Source organism: Rathayibacter sp. AY1A4, assembly GCF_002930955.1.
Lineage (GTDB): Bacteria > Actinomycetota > Actinomycetes > Actinomycetales > Microbacteriaceae > Rathayibacter.
This window is the reverse complement of record NZ_PSTN01000002.1, coordinates 90,174-106,061: the sequence shown is the minus strand read 5'-3', so window position 1 is coordinate 106,061 and position 15,888 is coordinate 90,174. Positions and strand designations below refer to the sequence as shown.

Here is a 15,888-nt window from a genome sequence, read left to right as displayed (position 1 = left end):
GGATCAGCGGCGACGTCGACGGCGACGGGTCGTCGGGGCGGGGGCGGGCTCGGGCTCGACGTCGTCGGAGTCCTCGTCGTCGGAGTCGTCGTCCGGGTCGTCGTCGTCGTCGGAGTCGTCCTCGTCCGAGTCCTCGTCGTCCGAGTCTTCGTCGTCATCCGAGTCGTCGCCCGCGTCCTCGTCCTCGTCGGAGTCGTCGTCCGACTCGTCGTCGAGGTCGTCTTCCTCGGCGTCCTCGAGCTCGTCGTCGTCCGCGTCCTCGACCTCCTCGCCGAGCGCGTCCTGCGCGGTCTGGTAGTCGGCGAGACGCACGGACCACGGCACCCAGTCCGGAGCGAGGACCGCGCCCTCACCCGGCAGCAGCTCGACCTCCAGGACGTTCACGTCCTCGGTCTCGTCGATCCGGGACAGCGTCGCCGTCCACAGCCAACCCGGGTACCCGCGCATGAGGTTCGCGAACTGCAGCGACACGACGTGCTCGCCCTGCGCCAGAGTCGTGACCAGCTCGCCGATCGTCCCCTCGGGGGCGATCTCGGCGAGCGCGGCGCGCGCGACATCGAGAGACCCGGCAAGCACGGCGTCCGCCTCGTAGACGGGCTCGGGAGCCTCGTCCGCGGCGGCCTCGTCCGCCTCCCCCGGGGAAAAGTCGTCGTCGGCCTCGGAAGGTTCGTCGATGCCGGGACCGGAATCCTCTGCAGAAGTCGCATCCTCAGCAGAAGTCGCATCCTCAGCAGGAGCCGAGTCGTCAGCAGGAGCCATGTCCTGAGCAGGAGCCGAGTCCTCAGGTGTTCCCGCGTCGTCAGCAGGAACCGCATCGTCAGCAAGGGCCGCGTCCTCAGCAGGAGCCGGCACTGCAGCAGAAGCCGTGTCCGCGCCGGGAGCCCCCGCCTCAGCGGCGACATCGTCGGCCGGAGGAGTCTCCTCCGCAGAGGCGGAGTCCTCGCCAGGAGCCTCGGTCACCGGGAGGGCGGCGTCGCTCTCACCCTCGCCGGAGGGAGCCTCGTCGACAGGAGCCGCCTCGTCAGCGGCGATCTCCTCGTCGGCTCCGCTCGCGTCCTCGGCGGAGGAGTCCTCCTCGGCAGGAGCCGTGTCCGGCTCGCCGGAGTCGCCCTCTCCCGAGGACTGCTCCACGCGAGCGTCCTCCGGGGTCGGAGCGGCGACGGTCTCCTCGACCGGGCCCTGCTCGTCGGTCGTGCCGTCGGCGTCAGGCATCCAGCTCGTCCGCAACCCGGCGCAGGAGCGCCGCGATCGTGCGCCCGTGCGCCTTGTCGGGGTAGCGGCCGCGCTTGAGCCCGGCGCCGATCCCGTCGAGCAGCTTGACCGTGTCCTCCACGATCACGGACATGTCGTCCGCGGACTTCCGGTTGAGCTTCACCAGGCTCGGCGGAGCGTCGAGGACGCGCGCCGAGAGCGCCTGCGCCCCGCGCTTGCCGTCGGCGATGCCGAACTCGAGGCGGGTGCCGGCCTTGACCGCGGTCCCGGAGGGCAGCGCGGAAGCGTGCAGGAAGACCTCCTGGCCGTCATCAGTGCTGATGAAGCCGAAGCCCTTCTCCTCGTCGTAGAACTTGACCTTGCCGGTAGGCATGCAGACCCCTCCTGGAAATGAAGCAGCCATCAGTTTAGTCGACCGGGGCCGCCCTATCCTTGACGGGTGAAGCCACAGGAGCCGGCGGGCGTCGGACGCGCGGAGCGCACGCTCGCCTACATGTTCATCGCGATCATCGTCGTGACGGTCCTCGCGTTCCTCGCGATCCTGGTCGCCCCCGCGCTCGGGATCCGCGAGTACGCCGGCCCGTTCTGGCAGTTCGTCTTCGCTGTGCCGCTGGTGGGCCTGCCCATCGCGTTCCTCATGATGATCGCGATGCTCATCGTGGGTGTCCGGCGCCGCCGCGCGCAGCCCTGATCGGACGCGCTCTCCTCCTGCCGCACCGCCTCCGATCCGGCGTTCCCCGCCGCCGAGCCTGCACCGAGCGCCCGGACAACCGACTCCCAGACTCCGTACAGCCGACGGCCAGATACTGTCCTGCATGGACGGACCCCGCATTCTCATCGTCGACGACGAGCCCAACATCAGAGACCTGCTCACCACGAGCCTCCGCTTCGCCGGCTTCGCCGTGCGTGCGGTCGGCAACGGGGCCCAGGCGATCTCGGCGGTCCTCGAGGAGGAGCCGGACCTGATCATCCTCGACGTGATGCTCCCGGACATGAACGGATTCGGCGTGACCAAGCGCCTCCGCTCGGCCGGATACACCTCCCCCATCCTCTTCCTCACGGCGAAGGACGACACCGAGGACAAGATCACGGGCCTCACCGTCGGCGGTGACGACTACGTCACGAAGCCGTTCAGCCTCGACGAGATCGTCGCGCGCATCAAGGCGATCCTCCGCCGCACCATGCACGCCGAGGAGGACGCGGTCATCCGGGCCGGCGAGCTGACCATGGACCAGGACACGCACGAGGTCCTCGTCGGCGACGAGCCGGTGGAGCTCAGCCCCACCGAGTTCAAGCTGCTCCGCTACCTGATGCTCAACCCGAACCGGGTGCTCAGCAAGGCGCAGATCCTCGACCACGTCTGGGAGTACGACTTCAACGGCGATGCGGGCATCGTCGAGTCCTACATCTCGTACCTGCGACGTAAGCTCGACACGCATTCGGAGGAATCGCTCATCCAGACCAAGCGAGGATTCGGATACATGCTGAAGGTCGCGAAGGCCTAGCCTCCGCCACCTCGGCGCCACCTCCCGCCGGAGGCGCGGCGCCCGCCGATCCCGAGGGAGTTCCACCGCCATGCACCAGGGTCTGGCCGAGCGGTGGAACTCCATCTCGTTGCGCACCAAGATCACCGCGGTCACGGTCCTCCTGCTCACGCTGGGACTCCTCGTCTCCGGGATCGGGACGATGACGATGCTGAAGCCGCAGCTCGTCGCCCAGCTCGACGCGCAGCTGGCCGACCAGGTCCAGCGGACGGCGAGCGACCTCTCCGTCAACGACCTCGCCGCGATCGACGAGTCCAAGGCCGACTTCGGCGCCGTCTACGACCAGTACGGCACGCTCGACAACACCAACGCGTCCGGCGCCGCCGACCCCGCCTTCCCGCAGACCTTCACCCTCGAGCAGGCGCTGCAGGGCGGCGACAAGCCGATGGAGATCTGGAGCTCCAACGGCAAGGTCGAGTACCACGTCATGTCGACGGTGTTCACGAGGGGCACCGAGTACCAGACGCTCCTGCTCGCGGTGTCGACCCGCAGCGTCGACGTCATCATGACGACGTACCTCACGATCTTCCTCGGCTTCGGAGTCGCGATCGTCGTGATCGGCGCACTCCTCACCCGCCTGCTGGTCACCACCACCTTCGCCCCGCTGCGCGAGGTCGAGCAGACCGCCGCCGCCATCGCCGACGGCGACTTCAGCCAGCGCCTGGACGGTACGACGCCCAATACCGAGGTCGGACGCCTCAACCGCTCCCTGAACGCGATGCTCGGGCGGATCGACTCCGCCTTCCGCGACCGCGCCCGCACGATCGACCAGATGCGCCGCTTCGTCGGCGACGCCAGCCACGAGCTGCGCACGCCGCTGGTCTCGGTCCGCGGCTACGCCGAGCTGTACCGGATGGGCGCTCTGCAGACGCCCGAGGCCGTCGGCCAGGCGATGGAGCGCATCGAGAAGGAGGCGATCCGGATGGGCGGCCTGGTCGAGGACCTCCTCGAGCTCGCCCGCCTCGACGAGACGAAGCCTCTCGCACTCGCGCCCGTCGATCTGATGCCGCTCGCCCGCGACGCCGCGATGGACGCGATGGCCTCCTGGCCCGACCGCGACTTCGGCGTCGAGACCCGCGACGACACCCCCGTGGAGACGCCCGCGCTCGAGCCCGACGAGGCCGGCGCCTCCGCCACTCAGACCATGGAGCTGACGAACCCCGGGCTCACCGGCCCGATCGCCGCGGCAGGAGCGAGGCTCGCCCGATTCCGCCGGCGTCCGCGCCGGGTCAACGCCGAGGAGATCGCCGCCGGCACCGCCACCGCCCCCGAGGAGCCGGGCGTGCCCGCGATGGTGATGGCGGAGGAGAACAAGATCCGCCAGGTCCTGACGAACCTGATCGGCAACGCCGTCCGCTACACGCCCGAGGACACTCCGATCGAGATCGGCGTCGCCGTCGACCGCTCCCGCCGCCTCGCCCTGCTGGAGGTCATCGACCACGGCGAGGGCATCCCGCCGCAGATCCGCGAGAAGATCTTCCAGCGCTTCTGGCGCGCGGACACGTCGCGGACCCGCGAGACCGGCGGCAGCGGCCTCGGACTGGCGATCGTGTCCTCGATCGTCGCCGCGCACAAGGGCCGCGTGGACGTCGTCGAGACGCCGGGCGGAGGCGCGACCTTCCGCGTCGCGCTGCCGCTGCTCACGGTCGGCCAGAACGGCGAGACCTCCCCCGCCTCGGTCTGATCCGCACCGCGGTCCGTCCCTCCTCGGGGGCCCCTTCGGTCCGGGCTCTCCCGTCGACGTCCGCGAGCGGCACGGATCGATCCGCCCGGGGCGACCGTGACCTGGCGCACCCGGCGCTCACGGCCGCGCGCGGCTCACTCTCTCCTCTTGGGGACCACCGGGCGGCGACCCCGCCCGGACCGCTGGAGATGAGACCCGACGCTCGACGGATGCCGCGTCACCGGATCCTGCGGGATCGCCGTCCGCATCCGTTCGGCCGAAGACATCTCCGCCCTGACCCGGACGTCGCGACCCGCACCGGCGCCTTCCACGCGCTTCCGGTGCCGGTGTCCGCTGAGGAGACCGAGGCGGCGCGGAGGGCGGTGCCACCGCAGGAGGACCGCCGTTGTGGTCGCGGAGCGGATTCAGAACCACCTGCCGGTTCGGTCGCCTGCTGCTCGCTCAGATGCCTCCGGAAACGCCGAAGGCGGCTCCCCCCGGAGGGGAACCGCCTTCTGCGTGGTGGGGGGACGGACTAGAAGTCCATGCCTCCGGTGGGGTCGCCGCCCGCGGCGACCGGGTTCTTCTCGGGCTTGTCGGCGACGACGGCCTCCGTGGTGAGGAAGAGACCGGCGATCGACGCCGCGTTCTGCAGAGCGGAGCGCGTGACCTTGACCGGGTCGATGATGCCCGCGGCGATGAGGTCGACGTACTCGCCGGTCGCGGCGTTGAGGCCGTGTCCGGTGGGCAGCTCGCGGACCTTCGCAGCGACGACGCCGGGCTCCATGCCCGCGTTGAGGGCGATCTGCTTGAGCGGGGCGTCGATGGCGACCTTGACGATGTTCGCGCCGGTCGCCTCGTCTCCGACGAGCTCGAGCTTCTCGAAGGCGAGCTTGCCGGCCTGGATGAGGGCGACGCCACCACCGGCGACGATGCCCTCCTCGACGGCGGCCTTCGCGTTGCGGACGGCGTCCTCGATGCGATGCTTGCGCTCCTTGAGCTCGACCTCGGTCGCCGCTCCGGCCTTGATGACCGCGACGCCGCCGGCGAGCTTCGCGAGGCGCTCCTGGAGCTTCTCGCGGTCGTAGTCGCTGTCGGTGTTCTCGATCTCGCCGCGGATCTGCGCGACGCGACCGGCGATGGCCTCGGCGTCGCCGGCACCCTCGACGATCGTGGTCTCGTCCTTGGTGATGACGACCTTGCGGGCCGAGCCGAGCAGGTCGAGGGTGACGTTCTCGAGCTTGAGGCCGACCTCCTCGGAGATGACCTGGCCGCCGGTGAGGATCGCGATGTCCTGGAGCTGCGCCTTGCGACGGTCGCCGAAGCCGGGGGCCTTGACGGCGACCGACTTGAAGATGCCGCGGATCTTGTTGACGACCAGGGTCGCCAGCGCCTCGCCGTCGACGTCCTCGGCGATGATCAGCAGCTGCTTGCCCGCCTGGATCACCTTGTCGACGACCGGGAGCAGGTCCTTGATGTTCGAGACCTTGGAGTTGACGATGAGGATGTAGGGGTCCTCGAACACCGCCTCCTGGCGGTCGGGGTCGGTCACGAAGTACTGCGACAGGTAGCCCTTGTCGAAGCGCATGCCCTCGGTGAGCTCGAGCTCGGTGCCGAAGGTGTTCGACTCCTCGACGGTGACGACGCCCTCCTTGCCGACCTTGTCGATCGCCTCGGCGATGATCGCGCCGATCTCGGGGTCCGCGGCGGAGATGGAGGCGGTCGCCGCGATCTCCTCCTTGGTCTCGATCGCCTTCGCGCCGGCGATGAGCTCGGCGGTGACGGCCTTGACGGCCTTCTCGATGCCCTTCTTGAGGCTGATCGGGTCGGCGCCGGCCGCGACGTTGCGCAGGCCCTCGCGGACGAGCGCCTGAGCGAGGACGGTCGCTGTGGTGGTTCCGTCGCCGGCGACGTCGTCGGTCTTCTTGGCGACCTCCTTGACGAGCTCGGCGCCGATCTTCTCGTACGGCTCGTCGAGCTCGATCTCCTTGGCGATGGAGACGCCGTCGTTCGTGATGGTGGGAGCGCCCCACTTCTTCTCGAGGACGACGTTGCGGCCGCGCGGGCCGAGGGTCACCTTGACCGCGTCGGCCAGAGTGTTGAGTCCACGCTCGAGGCCGCGGCGGGCTTCTTCGTCAAAAGCAATGATCTTGGCCATGTGTGTTTCTCGTCCCTCCCGGACGTCGTGAAATGTCTGTGCTGGCACTCGACCGGAGCGAGTGCCAAGGTCGATTCTGGCACTCGCGGTGGACGAGTGCAAGCGATCGGCACGCGCTCCGACACGAAGGAGCCGCCGCCCGCACGAGGCGGACGACGGCTCCCGGGAGGCTCGGCGGTCAGGCCGGGCGGACCGATTCGGCCTGGGGGCCCTTCGACCCCGTGCCGACCTCGAACGCGACCTGCTGCCCCTCCTCGAGGACCTTGTACCCCGACATGTCGATCGCGGAGTAGTGGACGAAGACGTCCTGTCCGCCGCCGTCGACCGTGATGAAGCCGTAGCCCTTCTCAGCGTTGAACCACTTGACGGTTCCGTTCGCCATCTCTGTACTCCCCAGTGCTGTGATGCCCGCGGCACGAGCGATATGCTGGTGCCTGGTCAGGAATACTAATCCGGCTATCGGCCCCGGGAGGGGCTGGAAAGGGCGTCGCGGGGAAGAGTTGCCCGGGATTCAACACGGAGGAAACGTGCCCGTAACAGAGGGCCCCGATCAGCCCTGCTCGGAGGCGTAATCGGCCCCCAGGACCACGACGACGGAGCCCGTCTCGACGAAGTCCTGCGAGAGCAGGACGGTCCCCGTTCCGATCGAGTCGACGAGACCGAGGGCTGCTCCCTCGAGCGCCGGGTCGGTGTAGTAGACGGTCGTGGCGGCGATGTCCTCGGTGTTCGCGTTCGCGACGGTCGGGACGCTCCATCCGGCCGTCGTCAGGGCGTCGCCGGCGCTGGCGGCGAGTCCGACGGTGGCGGTGCCGTTGAGGACGGCGACGGCGAGATCGGGATCGAGCGTCGCGGCGGCGATCGGGGTCGCCTCCGCGGTCGCGGTGGGCGGAGTGAACACGTCCGTGAACTGCACCCGGTCGTCGATGACCAGCAGCCCGATGAAGCCGAGCAGGACGATGACTCCGGTGGCGAGCGCGGCCCAGGCGAGGGCGACCGCGCGGGCGTGAGGGGCCGGCGGCCGGCGGTGGGCGCCGACGCGCGCCTCCGTCGCCGGGACCTCGTCGAAGCGGTCTCTCGGGTGCGTGTTCGACATCGGGGGTACGGCCGGCCTTCCGTTGGTGGACTCGAGCAGCTCGTCTACTCGAGGCGCCCGAGGCGTCGCGAGGCGCGGGCGCCGGCGCGCTGGTCGCGGATGCGCTGCAGCCGCGTGACGAGCATCGGGTCGTGCGCGAGGGCGGCCGGAGAGGCGAGCACCGCGCTGAGCACCTGATAGTAGCGGGCGGCCGACAGTCCGAACTGGGAGCGGATCGCGTCGTCCTTGTCCCCGGAGCGGGCCGTCCACTCGCGCTCGAAGGCGAGCACCCGCAGCTCGCGCTCGGACAGACCGGTGCCCGGTCTCGGGTCCGTCGTCCTGCTCATCCCCCCAGGGTAGGCAGGCGCGACGCCACCGCAGGGGAGGCGCTCCGAACGGCTCGTGACCGCGTCGCGGCGTGCCGGCGGGGAGTCTCCTCCAGAGCCCGCGGAGGCGGAATGGAGCCGTCGTCCCGGGGGTTGGACCAGGTGGAGGGGCGCGACCGCCCCCGTACACTGACGAGGATTCCGAGGGAGACCCATGTCGTCGTATTCCGTGAACAAGTCCGACGCCGAGTGGCGCGAGGAGCTCGACCGCGACCAGTACGCGGTCCTGCGCGAAGCGGCCACCGAGCGCCCGTGGACCGGCGAGCTGCTCGACGAGCACCGCTCCGGCCTCTACACCTGTGCCGCCTGCAACGCTGAGCTCTTCAAGAGCGGCACCAAGTTCGACTCCGGCTGCGGCTGGCCGAGCTTCTACGAGTCCGTGAACCCGGACGCGGTCCAGCTGATCGAGGACAGCACCCTCGGCGTGGTCCGCACCGAGGTCCGCTGCGCGAACTGCGGATCCCACCTGGGACACGTCTTCCCCGACGGCTTCGGCACGCCCACCGGCGACCGCTACTGCATGAACTCGATCGCCCTGAACTTCCAGGCCGAGGGCGAGTGACCGTGTCCTCCTCCCCCGTGCTCGAGGCCGTCCTCGCGCGCCGATCGCGCTCGAAGGTGACGCCGGAGGCTCCGGGGCACGACGAGATCGCGGCGTTCGTCTCGGCGGCGTCGCGTCTCGCCGATCACAGCTCGCTGCGCCCGTGGCGGGTCATCGAGATCCGCGGCGCCGCCCGCGACCGGGTCGGCCGCAGCTTCGCGGTCGCCTCGGGGGCGAAGAAGGACCCGCGGAAGTACATCGAGAAGACGCACCGCGCCTCCCTGCTGCTGGCCGTCGTGGTCAGCGTCAAGAAGTCGAAGGTGCCGGCCTGGGAGCAGGAGGCCGTCGCCTCGGGCGTCGCCCACCTCCTGAGCCTGCTGCTCGACGAGGCGGGCTGGGGCGTCTTCTGGCGCACCGGCTCCTACACGCGCGACAAGGCCGTGCGGAAGGCGCATCGCCTCGAGAAGGGCGAGGAGCTGCTCGGCTGGCTCTACGTCGGCCGTCCCGACGGGAAGATCGGCGGCCCCAAGCGGCCCGCTCCCGCCGAGCGGCACCTCAGCATCCTCGAGCCGTGAGACGCGGCGGGCCCGGATCCGGCCGGATCCGGGCCCGCGATAGGGTGGCCGGGCGCGCGAGCGCACCTGCCGACGTGGCGCAATTGGTAGCGCACCCGACTTGTAATCGGGCGGTTACGGGTTCAAGTCCCGTCGTCGGCTCAGGAGAGAAGAAGGCCCCGACCGCTGCGTGCGGTCGGGGCCTTCTGCATGAGCGGGGCTCCTGCGCGTCCGCGGCTCAGCCCGCGGCGGCCGGAGTCGGCTCGGAGGAGGCCGGAGCCTCGGTGGAGACCGGGGAGTCGCCGGGAGCGGGGGTCTCGGTCGACGCGGGCGTCTCGGTCGAGGCGGGCGTGTCACTCGGCGCCGGGGTCTCGGAGGAGGTGGGCGCGGGAGTCGCCGACGAGTAGGAGTCGGCGGCGGCCGAGAGCACGAAGGAGCTGAAGGCGTCCGGGTCGGTCAGCGAGCCCGAGTACGCCTCGCCGTTGACCAGGACGGTCGGGGTGCCCGTGACAGCGGGCACGTCCGTGCCGGGCAGCGGACCCGAGGTGGCGCGCTCGGTCGCGGCGCGGACCCAGCTCACGAAGCTCTGGTCGTCGATGCAGGTGTTCACGGCCGCCGTGTCCTCGACGCCGGCCTGCGAGGCGTAGTCCTTCAACTGGTCGTCCGAGAGTCCGTCGGTCCCCTCCGCCGGCTGGTTGGCGAACAGCAGGGAGTTGAAGTCGAAGAACGAGTCGGGCGAGCGGTCCGCGACGCACGCGGCGGCGTTGGCCGAGCGCTCCGAGTACTTGGTTCCGTTGGAGCGGGTCGTGAGGATGGCGATCGGGTGGATCTCGACCGTCGCGGCACCGCTGGTCACCCACTCCTTGATCTGGTCGCCGTTGGTCTTCTCGAACTGGCCGCAGTAGGGGCAGAGGTAGTCGAGGTAGACCCGGATGTCGACCGTGCCGGCCGAGGTGTCGAGCGCGCTGGGGGTGGGCGTCCCGTCGGCGGCGACGGCGCCGCTCGTCTGCGCGACCATGTTCTCGCCGATGACGACACCGTCGCTCGCCATGTTCGCCGGGCCCGGGCCCGCGGGGCGGATGCTCGAGGTGACGGCGAAGACCACGATCACGACGACCGCGATCACGACGGCGGCGAGCCCGCCCTGCAGGGCGAAGCGGCTCACGCGGTCGCGGCGCTTCTGCTGCTCGCGCAGGCGGCGCGCCTTCTCTCGGGCGGCCTCTCGTCGCTGGTTCTTCGAGAGACGGTCGTTGGCTCCGCCGGTGGTCATGACAAGAACGCTCCGAATGAGAGAGGGGGAAGAAGGGGTCGCCGGGCGCGACTCGCCGGAATCCTACGCGCGAGCCCTGGGAAACCTCCAAACGGCGGATACGCGGTGCCCGACCGACGACTGTCGGCCCCGTGGCATACTGTGACGGTTGGTCGGAGTCGCCCACGCGATGATGACCATCACTTCCATTCACTCGGATCGTCCGGCACGTACCTGCCGGTGAAGGAGCAAGAACAATGGCGTCCGTAACTTTCGACCACGCGTCCCGCGTCTACCCCGGGGCCACTCGCGCCTCCGTCGACAAGCTCAACCTCGAGGTGGGCGACGGCGAGTTCCTCGTCCTCGTCGGCCCCTCCGGCTGCGGCAAGTCCACCTCCCTGCGCATGCTCGCCGGCCTCGAAGAGGTCAACGAGGGCCGCATCCTCATCGGCGACCGCAACGTCACGGACGTTCCGCCGAAGGACCGCGACATCGCGATGGTCTTCCAGAACTACGCGCTGTACCCGCACATGTCGGTCGCCGAGAACATGGGCTTCGCGCTCAAGATCGCCGGCGTCAACAAGGACGAGCGCGCCGCGCGGGTCCTCGAGGCCGCGAAGATGCTCGACCTCGAGCCCTACCTGAACCGCAAGCCGAAGGCGCTCTCCGGTGGCCAGCGCCAGCGCGTCGCGATGGGCCGCGCCATCGTCCGCAAGCCCCAGGTCTTCCTCATGGACGAGCCGCTGTCGAACCTCGACGCCAAGCTCCGCGTGTCCACCCGCACCCAGATCGGCACGCTGCAGCGCCGCCTGGGCATCACCACGGTCTACGTCACCCACGACCAGACCGAGGCGCTCACCATGGGCGACCGCATCGCGGTCCTCAAGGACGGCCTCCTCCAGCAGGTCGGCTCGCCCCGCGACCTGTACGAGAACCCGAACAACGTCTTCGTGGCCGGCTTCATCGGCTCGCCCGCGATGAACCTGTTCCACGCGGACGTCACCGACGGCGGCGTCAAGTTCGGCGACACCGTCCTCCCGATCGCCCGCGAGGCGCTCGCGAAGACGAGCCAGAAGGTCGTCACGCTCGGCGTGCGCCCCGAGGACGTCACCGTCTCGACCCAGCCCGGCGGACTGCCGATCGAGGTCGACCTCATCGAGGAGCTCGGCTCGGACGGCTACCTCTACGGCCACACCGAGGTCGAGGGCCGCCGCACCGACATCGTCGCGCGCGTCGACGGCCGCGTGCACCCGACCGCGGGCGACCGCGTGTACGTGACCGCGAACCACCGCGTGCACATCTTCGACGCGGAGTCGGGCGAGCGCCTCTCCTGAGCCTCCTCCTGCACCGCACGCTGCCGCCGTCCCCTCCAGGGCGGCGGCAGCGTCGTCTGCGGCTCCCCCACCGTCCGACACGCGACACGAACGGCGCACCATGTCCGGCTCCCTGAACATCACCTCGGCCACCGTCGACCCGGCCCTGCTCGACCTGCCGTGGAACCTGCGGCTCGACGACTGGCCCGACGAGTACATCGCCGCCCTGCCGAAGGGCATCTCGCGGCACACGGTCCGCTTCGCCCACCTCTCCGGACACGTCGTCGCCGTCAAGGAGACGACCGCCGAGATGTCGCGGCGCGAGTACGAGATGCTGAAGACGCTGCAGCGCCTCGACGTGCCGTGCGTGGTTCCGGGCGCGGTGATCACGAACCGCACCGACGACGAGGGCGAGGCCCTGCCCGCCGTGCTGGTCACCCGTCACCTCAAGTTCTCGCTCCCCTACCGGGCGCTCTTCTCGCAGACGCTGCGGCCGGACACGGCGACCCGCCTGGTCGACGCGCTGGCGCTCCTCCTGGTCCGCCTGCACGTGATCGGCTTCTTCTGGGGCGACGTCTCGCTCTCGAACACTCTCTTCCGGCGCGATGCCGGCGCCTTCGCCGCCTACCTGGTCGATGCGGAGACCGGGCAGCTCTACTCGGGCGGCCTCTCGAACGGCCAGCGCGAGAACGATCTGGAGATCGCCCGCGTCAACATCGCCGGCGAGCTGCTCGACCTCGAGGCCGGCGGTCGCGTCGACGACGACCTCGATCCGATCACGGTCTCCGACGGCATCGTCGCGGCGTACCGCAGCCTCTGGAAGGAGCTGACCGGTGCCGAGTCGTTCGCGACCTCGGAGCGCTGGCGGATCAACGACCGCGTGAACCGGCTGAACGAGCTGGGCTTCGACATCGAGGAGCTCGCGATCAAGACCGACGAGGCCGGGTCCACGGTGCGGATCCAGCCGAAGGTGGTCGACGCCGGCCACCACCAGCGGCGGCTGCTCCGTCTCACCGGGCTCGACGCGCAGGAGAACCAGGCGCGGCGCCTGCTCAACGACCTCGACTCGTACACGGCGACCTACGACAAGCAGGGCCTGGACGAGGAGATGGTGGCGCACGAGTGGCTGGCGCAGGTGTTCGAGCCGGTCATCCGCTCGATCCCCCGTGATCTCAAGGGCCGCCTGGAGCCGGCCGAGATGTTCCACCAGCTGCTCGAGCACCGCTGGTTCATGTCGCAGCAGCAGGCGCGCGACGTCCCCCTGGCGGAGGCGGTCACCGCCTACGTGAACGACATCCTGCGTCACCGCCGCGACGAGGCGACGGTCATCGCTCCTCCCACCGAGGCGCTGACCCTCCCGAACCTCGTCCTCGACGAGTCCGGCGACGCCGAGCTCACCGACGAGGACGCCGACGTCGACTGGACGAAGAACGTCTGACCCCACCACCGCAAGAGGGCCCGTGCTGTCAGCACGGGCCCTCTTCGCACCCCCCCGGCTCGCTCGCCGCAGGCGGCGCACTCGGTCCGCTCGCCGCAGGCGGCGCCCCTGTCCGCTCGCCGAAGGCGGCGCCCCTGACATCCAGACCTGGAGCGCGGGTGCCGGCGCGGTGAGCTGCAAGGCGGAGGAGGAAGCGATACCGGCGGTATCGCGCCCGACGACAACGCCGCAGATCGCCGTGCCGGCGCCCGCGCTACTCGGAGGCGGAGCGGAGTTTGGAGATCTCGTAGAGCGCGACCGACGCCGCGATCCCGGCGTTGAGGGATTCGGTGGCGGAGCTGATCGGGATGGAGACGACGGCGTCGCACTGCTCGGTGACGAGGCGGGAGAGGCCCTTGCCCTCGCTGCCGACGACGACGAGGAGCGGCCGGTCGGCGAGTTCGAGGCCGGGCAGCATCACGTCGCCGTCGCCGTCGAGTCCGATGACGAAGACGCCGGCGCGCTTGAAGTCCTTGATCATGGCGGTGAGGTTGGACGCCATCGCGACGGGGATGCGTGCGGCGGCTCCGGCGGAGGTCTTCCAGGCGGCGGAGTTGAGGCCCACGGAGCGGCGCTGCGGGACGATGACGCCCTGGCCGCCGAACGCGGCGACGGAGCGGATGATCGCTCCGAGGTTGCGCGGGTCGGTGATGCCGTCGAGGGCGACGAGGAGGGGGACCGCTCCGCGGGAGACGCTGCGCTCGAGCAGGTCGCTCGGGTGGGCGTACTCGTAGGGCGGCACCTTCAGCACGAGGCCCTGGTGCACGGAGTCGGGGCCGGCGAGGCGGTCGAGCTCCGGGCGCATGACCTCGAGCACGGGAAGGCCGCGGGCGGTGGCGATCTTGAGCGCCTCCTTGACCCGGTCGTCCATCTCGATGCGGGTCGCGAGGTAGAGGGTGGTGGCCGGGATGCTGGCGCGCAGCGCCTCGAGGACCGAGTTCCGGCCCGTCACCATCTCGAAGTCGTCGCCGCTCTTGGGCTTGCGCGACGGAGCGGGGCGCCCCTGTCCGCGGGCGGCCGCGGAGAGGGCTCCGCCGGGACGGCCCTTGCCGCCTGCGGCGACGAAGCGCTCGCGCGCGAGCTTCGCCTTGCCTGCGGGGTGGTAGGGCCGGTCCTCGGCCTTGGGCGTGGGCTTCTTGCCCTCGAGGGCCTGACGGCCCTGACCGCCGGAACCGACGGCCTTGCCCTTGCTCTTCTTTCGGACCGCTCCGGGGCGGCCGGGCTTATTCGCCATCGAGACTCCAATGCGCACCCGTCTGGGTGTCTTCGATCGTGATTCCCGCCGCGGCGAGATCGGTTCGGATGCGGTCGGCGCTCGCCCAGTCGCGCTGCTCGCGCGCGGTCTGGCGTTCGGCGACCAGGCGGTCGACCAGCACGCTGAGCGCGCGGTACGAGGGTTCGTCGTCGGAGCGCGCCCACTCGGGCGCCTCCGGGTCGATGCCGAGCACGGCCGCCATCGCGAGCACCTGGGTGCGCAGGGCCGAGACGGAGCCGAGGTCCTCGGCGTCGAGGGCGGCGTTGCCGGCGCGCACGGTCTCGTGCAGGACGCCGATGGCCTGCGGGACGGACAGGTCGTCGTCCATCGCCTCGGCGAACTCCTCCGGGACCACCGGCTCGCCGAGCGCGGCGAACCGCGTGCCGTCGAGGCGGCGGCGGGAGCGCTCGAGGAAGCCCTCGATCCGCTCCAGCGCCGCTTCGGCCTCCTCGAGGGCCCCGTCGTGGAACTCGAGGGTGGAGCGGTAGTGGGCCGAGCCGAGGTAGTAGCGGACGACGAGCGGGCGGGCCGCCTCGAGCAGCTCGGAGGCGAACACCGAGTTGCCGAGCGACTTGCTCATCTTCTGGCCGATGACGGACACGAGGCCGTTGTGCAGCCAGTAGCTGGCGAAGGCGTGGCCGGCGGCGCTGGACTGGGCGAGCTCGTTCTCGTGGTGGGGGAAGCGCAGGTCGAGCCCGCCGCCGTGGATGTCGAACTGGGTGCCGAGGTACTTCGTCGACATCGCGGAGCACTCGATGTGCCAGCCGGGGCGCCCGGCGCCCCACGGCGAGGCCCAGGCGGCCGACTCCGGCTCCTCCGGCTTGGCGCCCTTCCAGAGAGCGAAGTCGTGCGGGTCGCGCTTGCCGCGCGGGTCGGCGTCGGTCGCCGCCTCCATGCTCTCGAGGCGCTGGTGGGTGAGCGAGCCGTAGTCCGGCCAGGACCGCGTGTCGAAGTAGACGTCGCCGGAGTCGTCGGGCGCCGGGTAGGCGTGACCGCGCTCGATCAGGGTCCGGATGAGGGTGATCATCTCGGCGATGCTCGCGGTCGCGCGCGGCTCGTAGGTCGGCGGGAGGATGCCGAGGGCCGTGTACGCGGCGGTGAACTCGAGCTCGACGCGGTAGGCGAGCGCCCACCACTGCTCGACCGGCGCGCCCTCGGGCACCCGACGCCGCGCGTCCTCGGCGATGGCGAGGATCTTGTCGTCGATGTCGGTGACGTTGCGCACCAGGGTGACCTGGAAGCCGCGGTACGCCAGCCAGCGGCGCAGCTGGTCGTAGGCGAGGGCGGAGCGCAGGTGCCCGATGTGGGGGGAGGACTGAACGGTGGGTCCGCAGACGTACATCCCGACCTCGTTCTCGCGGAGGGGGACGAAATCGACGAGGGCCTGGGCCTTCGAGTCATGCAGTCGCAGAGTCACGCGGGCGAGTTTACCGGGCGGACCGCTCCCGGCCGGGTCGGCGGCTC

General features: G+C 70.5%; 16 protein-coding genes and 1 tRNA gene. 8 read left to right on the top strand and 9 right to left on the bottom strand.

All coding sequences use genetic code 11. The features are described 5' to 3' along the window. Positions 1–3: 3 nt before the first annotated feature. Together C5B92_RS17595 and C5B92_RS02050 are read right to left on the bottom strand one after the other, a co-directional pair. On the bottom strand, positions 4–1,212 hold the full coding sequence (locus C5B92_RS17595; protein ID WP_258061221.1) for a DUF3027 domain-containing protein: 1,209 nt from the start codon (positions 1,210–1,212) through the stop codon (positions 4–6). Beyond that, the gene (locus C5B92_RS02050) at positions 1,205–1,585 is read right to left on the bottom strand and encodes a cold-shock protein (protein ID WP_104224602.1); all 381 of its coding nucleotides are present in this window, start codon (positions 1,583–1,585) and stop codon (positions 1,205–1,207) included. The genes C5B92_RS17595 and C5B92_RS02050 overlap by 8 nt, the downstream gene beginning before the upstream one ends. Before the next feature lie 66 nt (positions 1,586–1,651). Here C5B92_RS02050 and C5B92_RS02045 point away from each other — a divergent pair, with 66 nt between their 5' ends. From C5B92_RS02045 to C5B92_RS02035, 3 genes are all read left to right on the top strand, one after another. After that, entirely contained in the window at positions 1,652–1,903 is a 252-nt protein-coding gene (locus C5B92_RS02045) for a hypothetical protein (RefSeq protein WP_258061220.1), read from the top strand. 124 nt (positions 1,904–2,027) lie between these two features. Then, positions 2,028–2,717 (top strand): response regulator transcription factor, encoded by a 690-nt coding sequence (locus C5B92_RS02040; RefSeq protein ID WP_055787731.1) that lies wholly within the window; start codon positions 2,028–2,030, stop codon positions 2,715–2,717. A gap of 70 nt (positions 2,718–2,787) precedes the next feature. Next, complete coding sequence (locus tag C5B92_RS02035) at positions 2,788–4,440, top strand: HAMP domain-containing sensor histidine kinase (protein WP_104224601.1); 1,653 nt, start codon at positions 2,788–2,790, stop codon at positions 4,438–4,440. Positions 4,441–4,954: 514 nt separating this feature from the next. On the opposite strand, the gene groL is transcribed toward C5B92_RS02035, so the two are convergent. The 4 genes from groL to C5B92_RS02015 all read right to left on the bottom strand — a co-directional run bounded on the left by groL (position 4,955) and on the right by C5B92_RS02015 (position 7,996). Next, on the bottom strand, positions 4,955–6,577 hold the full coding sequence (groL, locus tag C5B92_RS02030) for a chaperonin GroEL (RefSeq protein WP_104224600.1): 1,623 nt from the start codon (positions 6,575–6,577) through the stop codon (positions 4,955–4,957). Between the two features lie 178 nt (positions 6,578–6,755). Continuing rightward, entirely contained in the window at positions 6,756–6,959 is a 204-nt protein-coding gene (locus C5B92_RS02025; RefSeq protein WP_104224599.1) for a cold-shock protein, read from the bottom strand. A 168-nt stretch (positions 6,960–7,127) separates the two neighbouring features. After that, positions 7,128–7,670, bottom strand: a complete 543-nt coding sequence (locus C5B92_RS02020) for a LytR C-terminal domain-containing protein (protein ID WP_104274291.1) — start codon at positions 7,668–7,670, stop codon at positions 7,128–7,130. Between the two features lie 44 nt (positions 7,671–7,714). Next, on the bottom strand, positions 7,715–7,996 hold the full coding sequence (locus C5B92_RS02015) for a DUF3263 domain-containing protein (protein ID WP_104224597.1): 282 nt from the start codon (positions 7,994–7,996) through the stop codon (positions 7,715–7,717). A 193-nt stretch (positions 7,997–8,189) separates the two neighbouring features. On the opposite strand from C5B92_RS02015, the gene msrB reads away from it, so the two are divergent. The 3 genes from msrB (at position 8,190) to C5B92_RS02000 (ending at position 9,292) form a co-directional block, all read left to right on the top strand. Then, a complete protein-coding gene (gene msrB, locus C5B92_RS02010) occupies positions 8,190–8,597 on the top strand; it encodes a peptide-methionine (R)-S-oxide reductase MsrB (protein ID WP_104274290.1) in 408 nt (135 codons plus the stop codon). Beyond that, on the top strand, positions 8,594–9,151 hold the full coding sequence (locus C5B92_RS02005) for a nitroreductase family protein (protein ID WP_104226480.1): 558 nt from the start codon (positions 8,594–8,596) through the stop codon (positions 9,149–9,151). Before msrB ends, C5B92_RS02005 begins: the two co-directional genes overlap by 4 nt. 68 nt (positions 9,152–9,219) lie before the next feature. Then, positions 9,220–9,292, top strand: a tRNA-Thr gene (locus C5B92_RS02000). Between the two features lie 76 nt (positions 9,293–9,368). Here the strand turns inward: C5B92_RS02000 and C5B92_RS01995 are convergent. Beyond that, positions 9,369–10,400 (bottom strand): thioredoxin domain-containing protein, encoded by a 1,032-nt coding sequence (locus C5B92_RS01995; protein WP_104255438.1) that lies wholly within the window; start codon positions 10,398–10,400, stop codon positions 9,369–9,371. Positions 10,401–10,636: 236 nt separating this feature from the next. Between C5B92_RS01995 and C5B92_RS01990 the strand changes: the two genes are divergently transcribed. Together C5B92_RS01990 and C5B92_RS01985 are read left to right on the top strand one after the other, a co-directional pair. Beyond that, the gene (locus tag C5B92_RS01990) at positions 10,637–11,713 is read left to right on the top strand and encodes an ABC transporter ATP-binding protein (RefSeq protein ID WP_104224593.1); all 1,077 of its coding nucleotides are present in this window, start codon (positions 10,637–10,639) and stop codon (positions 11,711–11,713) included. A 100-nt stretch (positions 11,714–11,813) separates the two neighbouring features. Further along, entirely contained in the window at positions 11,814–13,130 is a 1,317-nt protein-coding gene (locus tag C5B92_RS01985; RefSeq protein ID WP_104226481.1) for a DUF4032 domain-containing protein, read from the top strand. Between the two features lie 253 nt (positions 13,131–13,383). On the opposite strand, the gene rlmB is transcribed toward C5B92_RS01985, so the two are convergent. Together rlmB and cysS are read right to left on the bottom strand one after the other, a co-directional pair. Beyond that, positions 13,384–14,403: a 23S rRNA (guanosine(2251)-2'-O)-methyltransferase RlmB gene (gene rlmB, locus C5B92_RS01980; RefSeq protein ID WP_104224591.1), complete on the bottom strand. Its 1,020-nt coding sequence runs from the start codon at positions 14,401–14,403 to the stop codon at positions 13,384–13,386. Further along, a complete protein-coding gene (cysS, locus tag C5B92_RS01975; RefSeq protein WP_104255439.1) occupies positions 14,393–15,841 on the bottom strand; it encodes a cysteine--tRNA ligase in 1,449 nt (482 codons plus the stop codon). Before cysS ends, rlmB begins: the two co-directional genes overlap by 11 nt. Positions 15,842–15,888 lie beyond the last annotated feature (47 nt).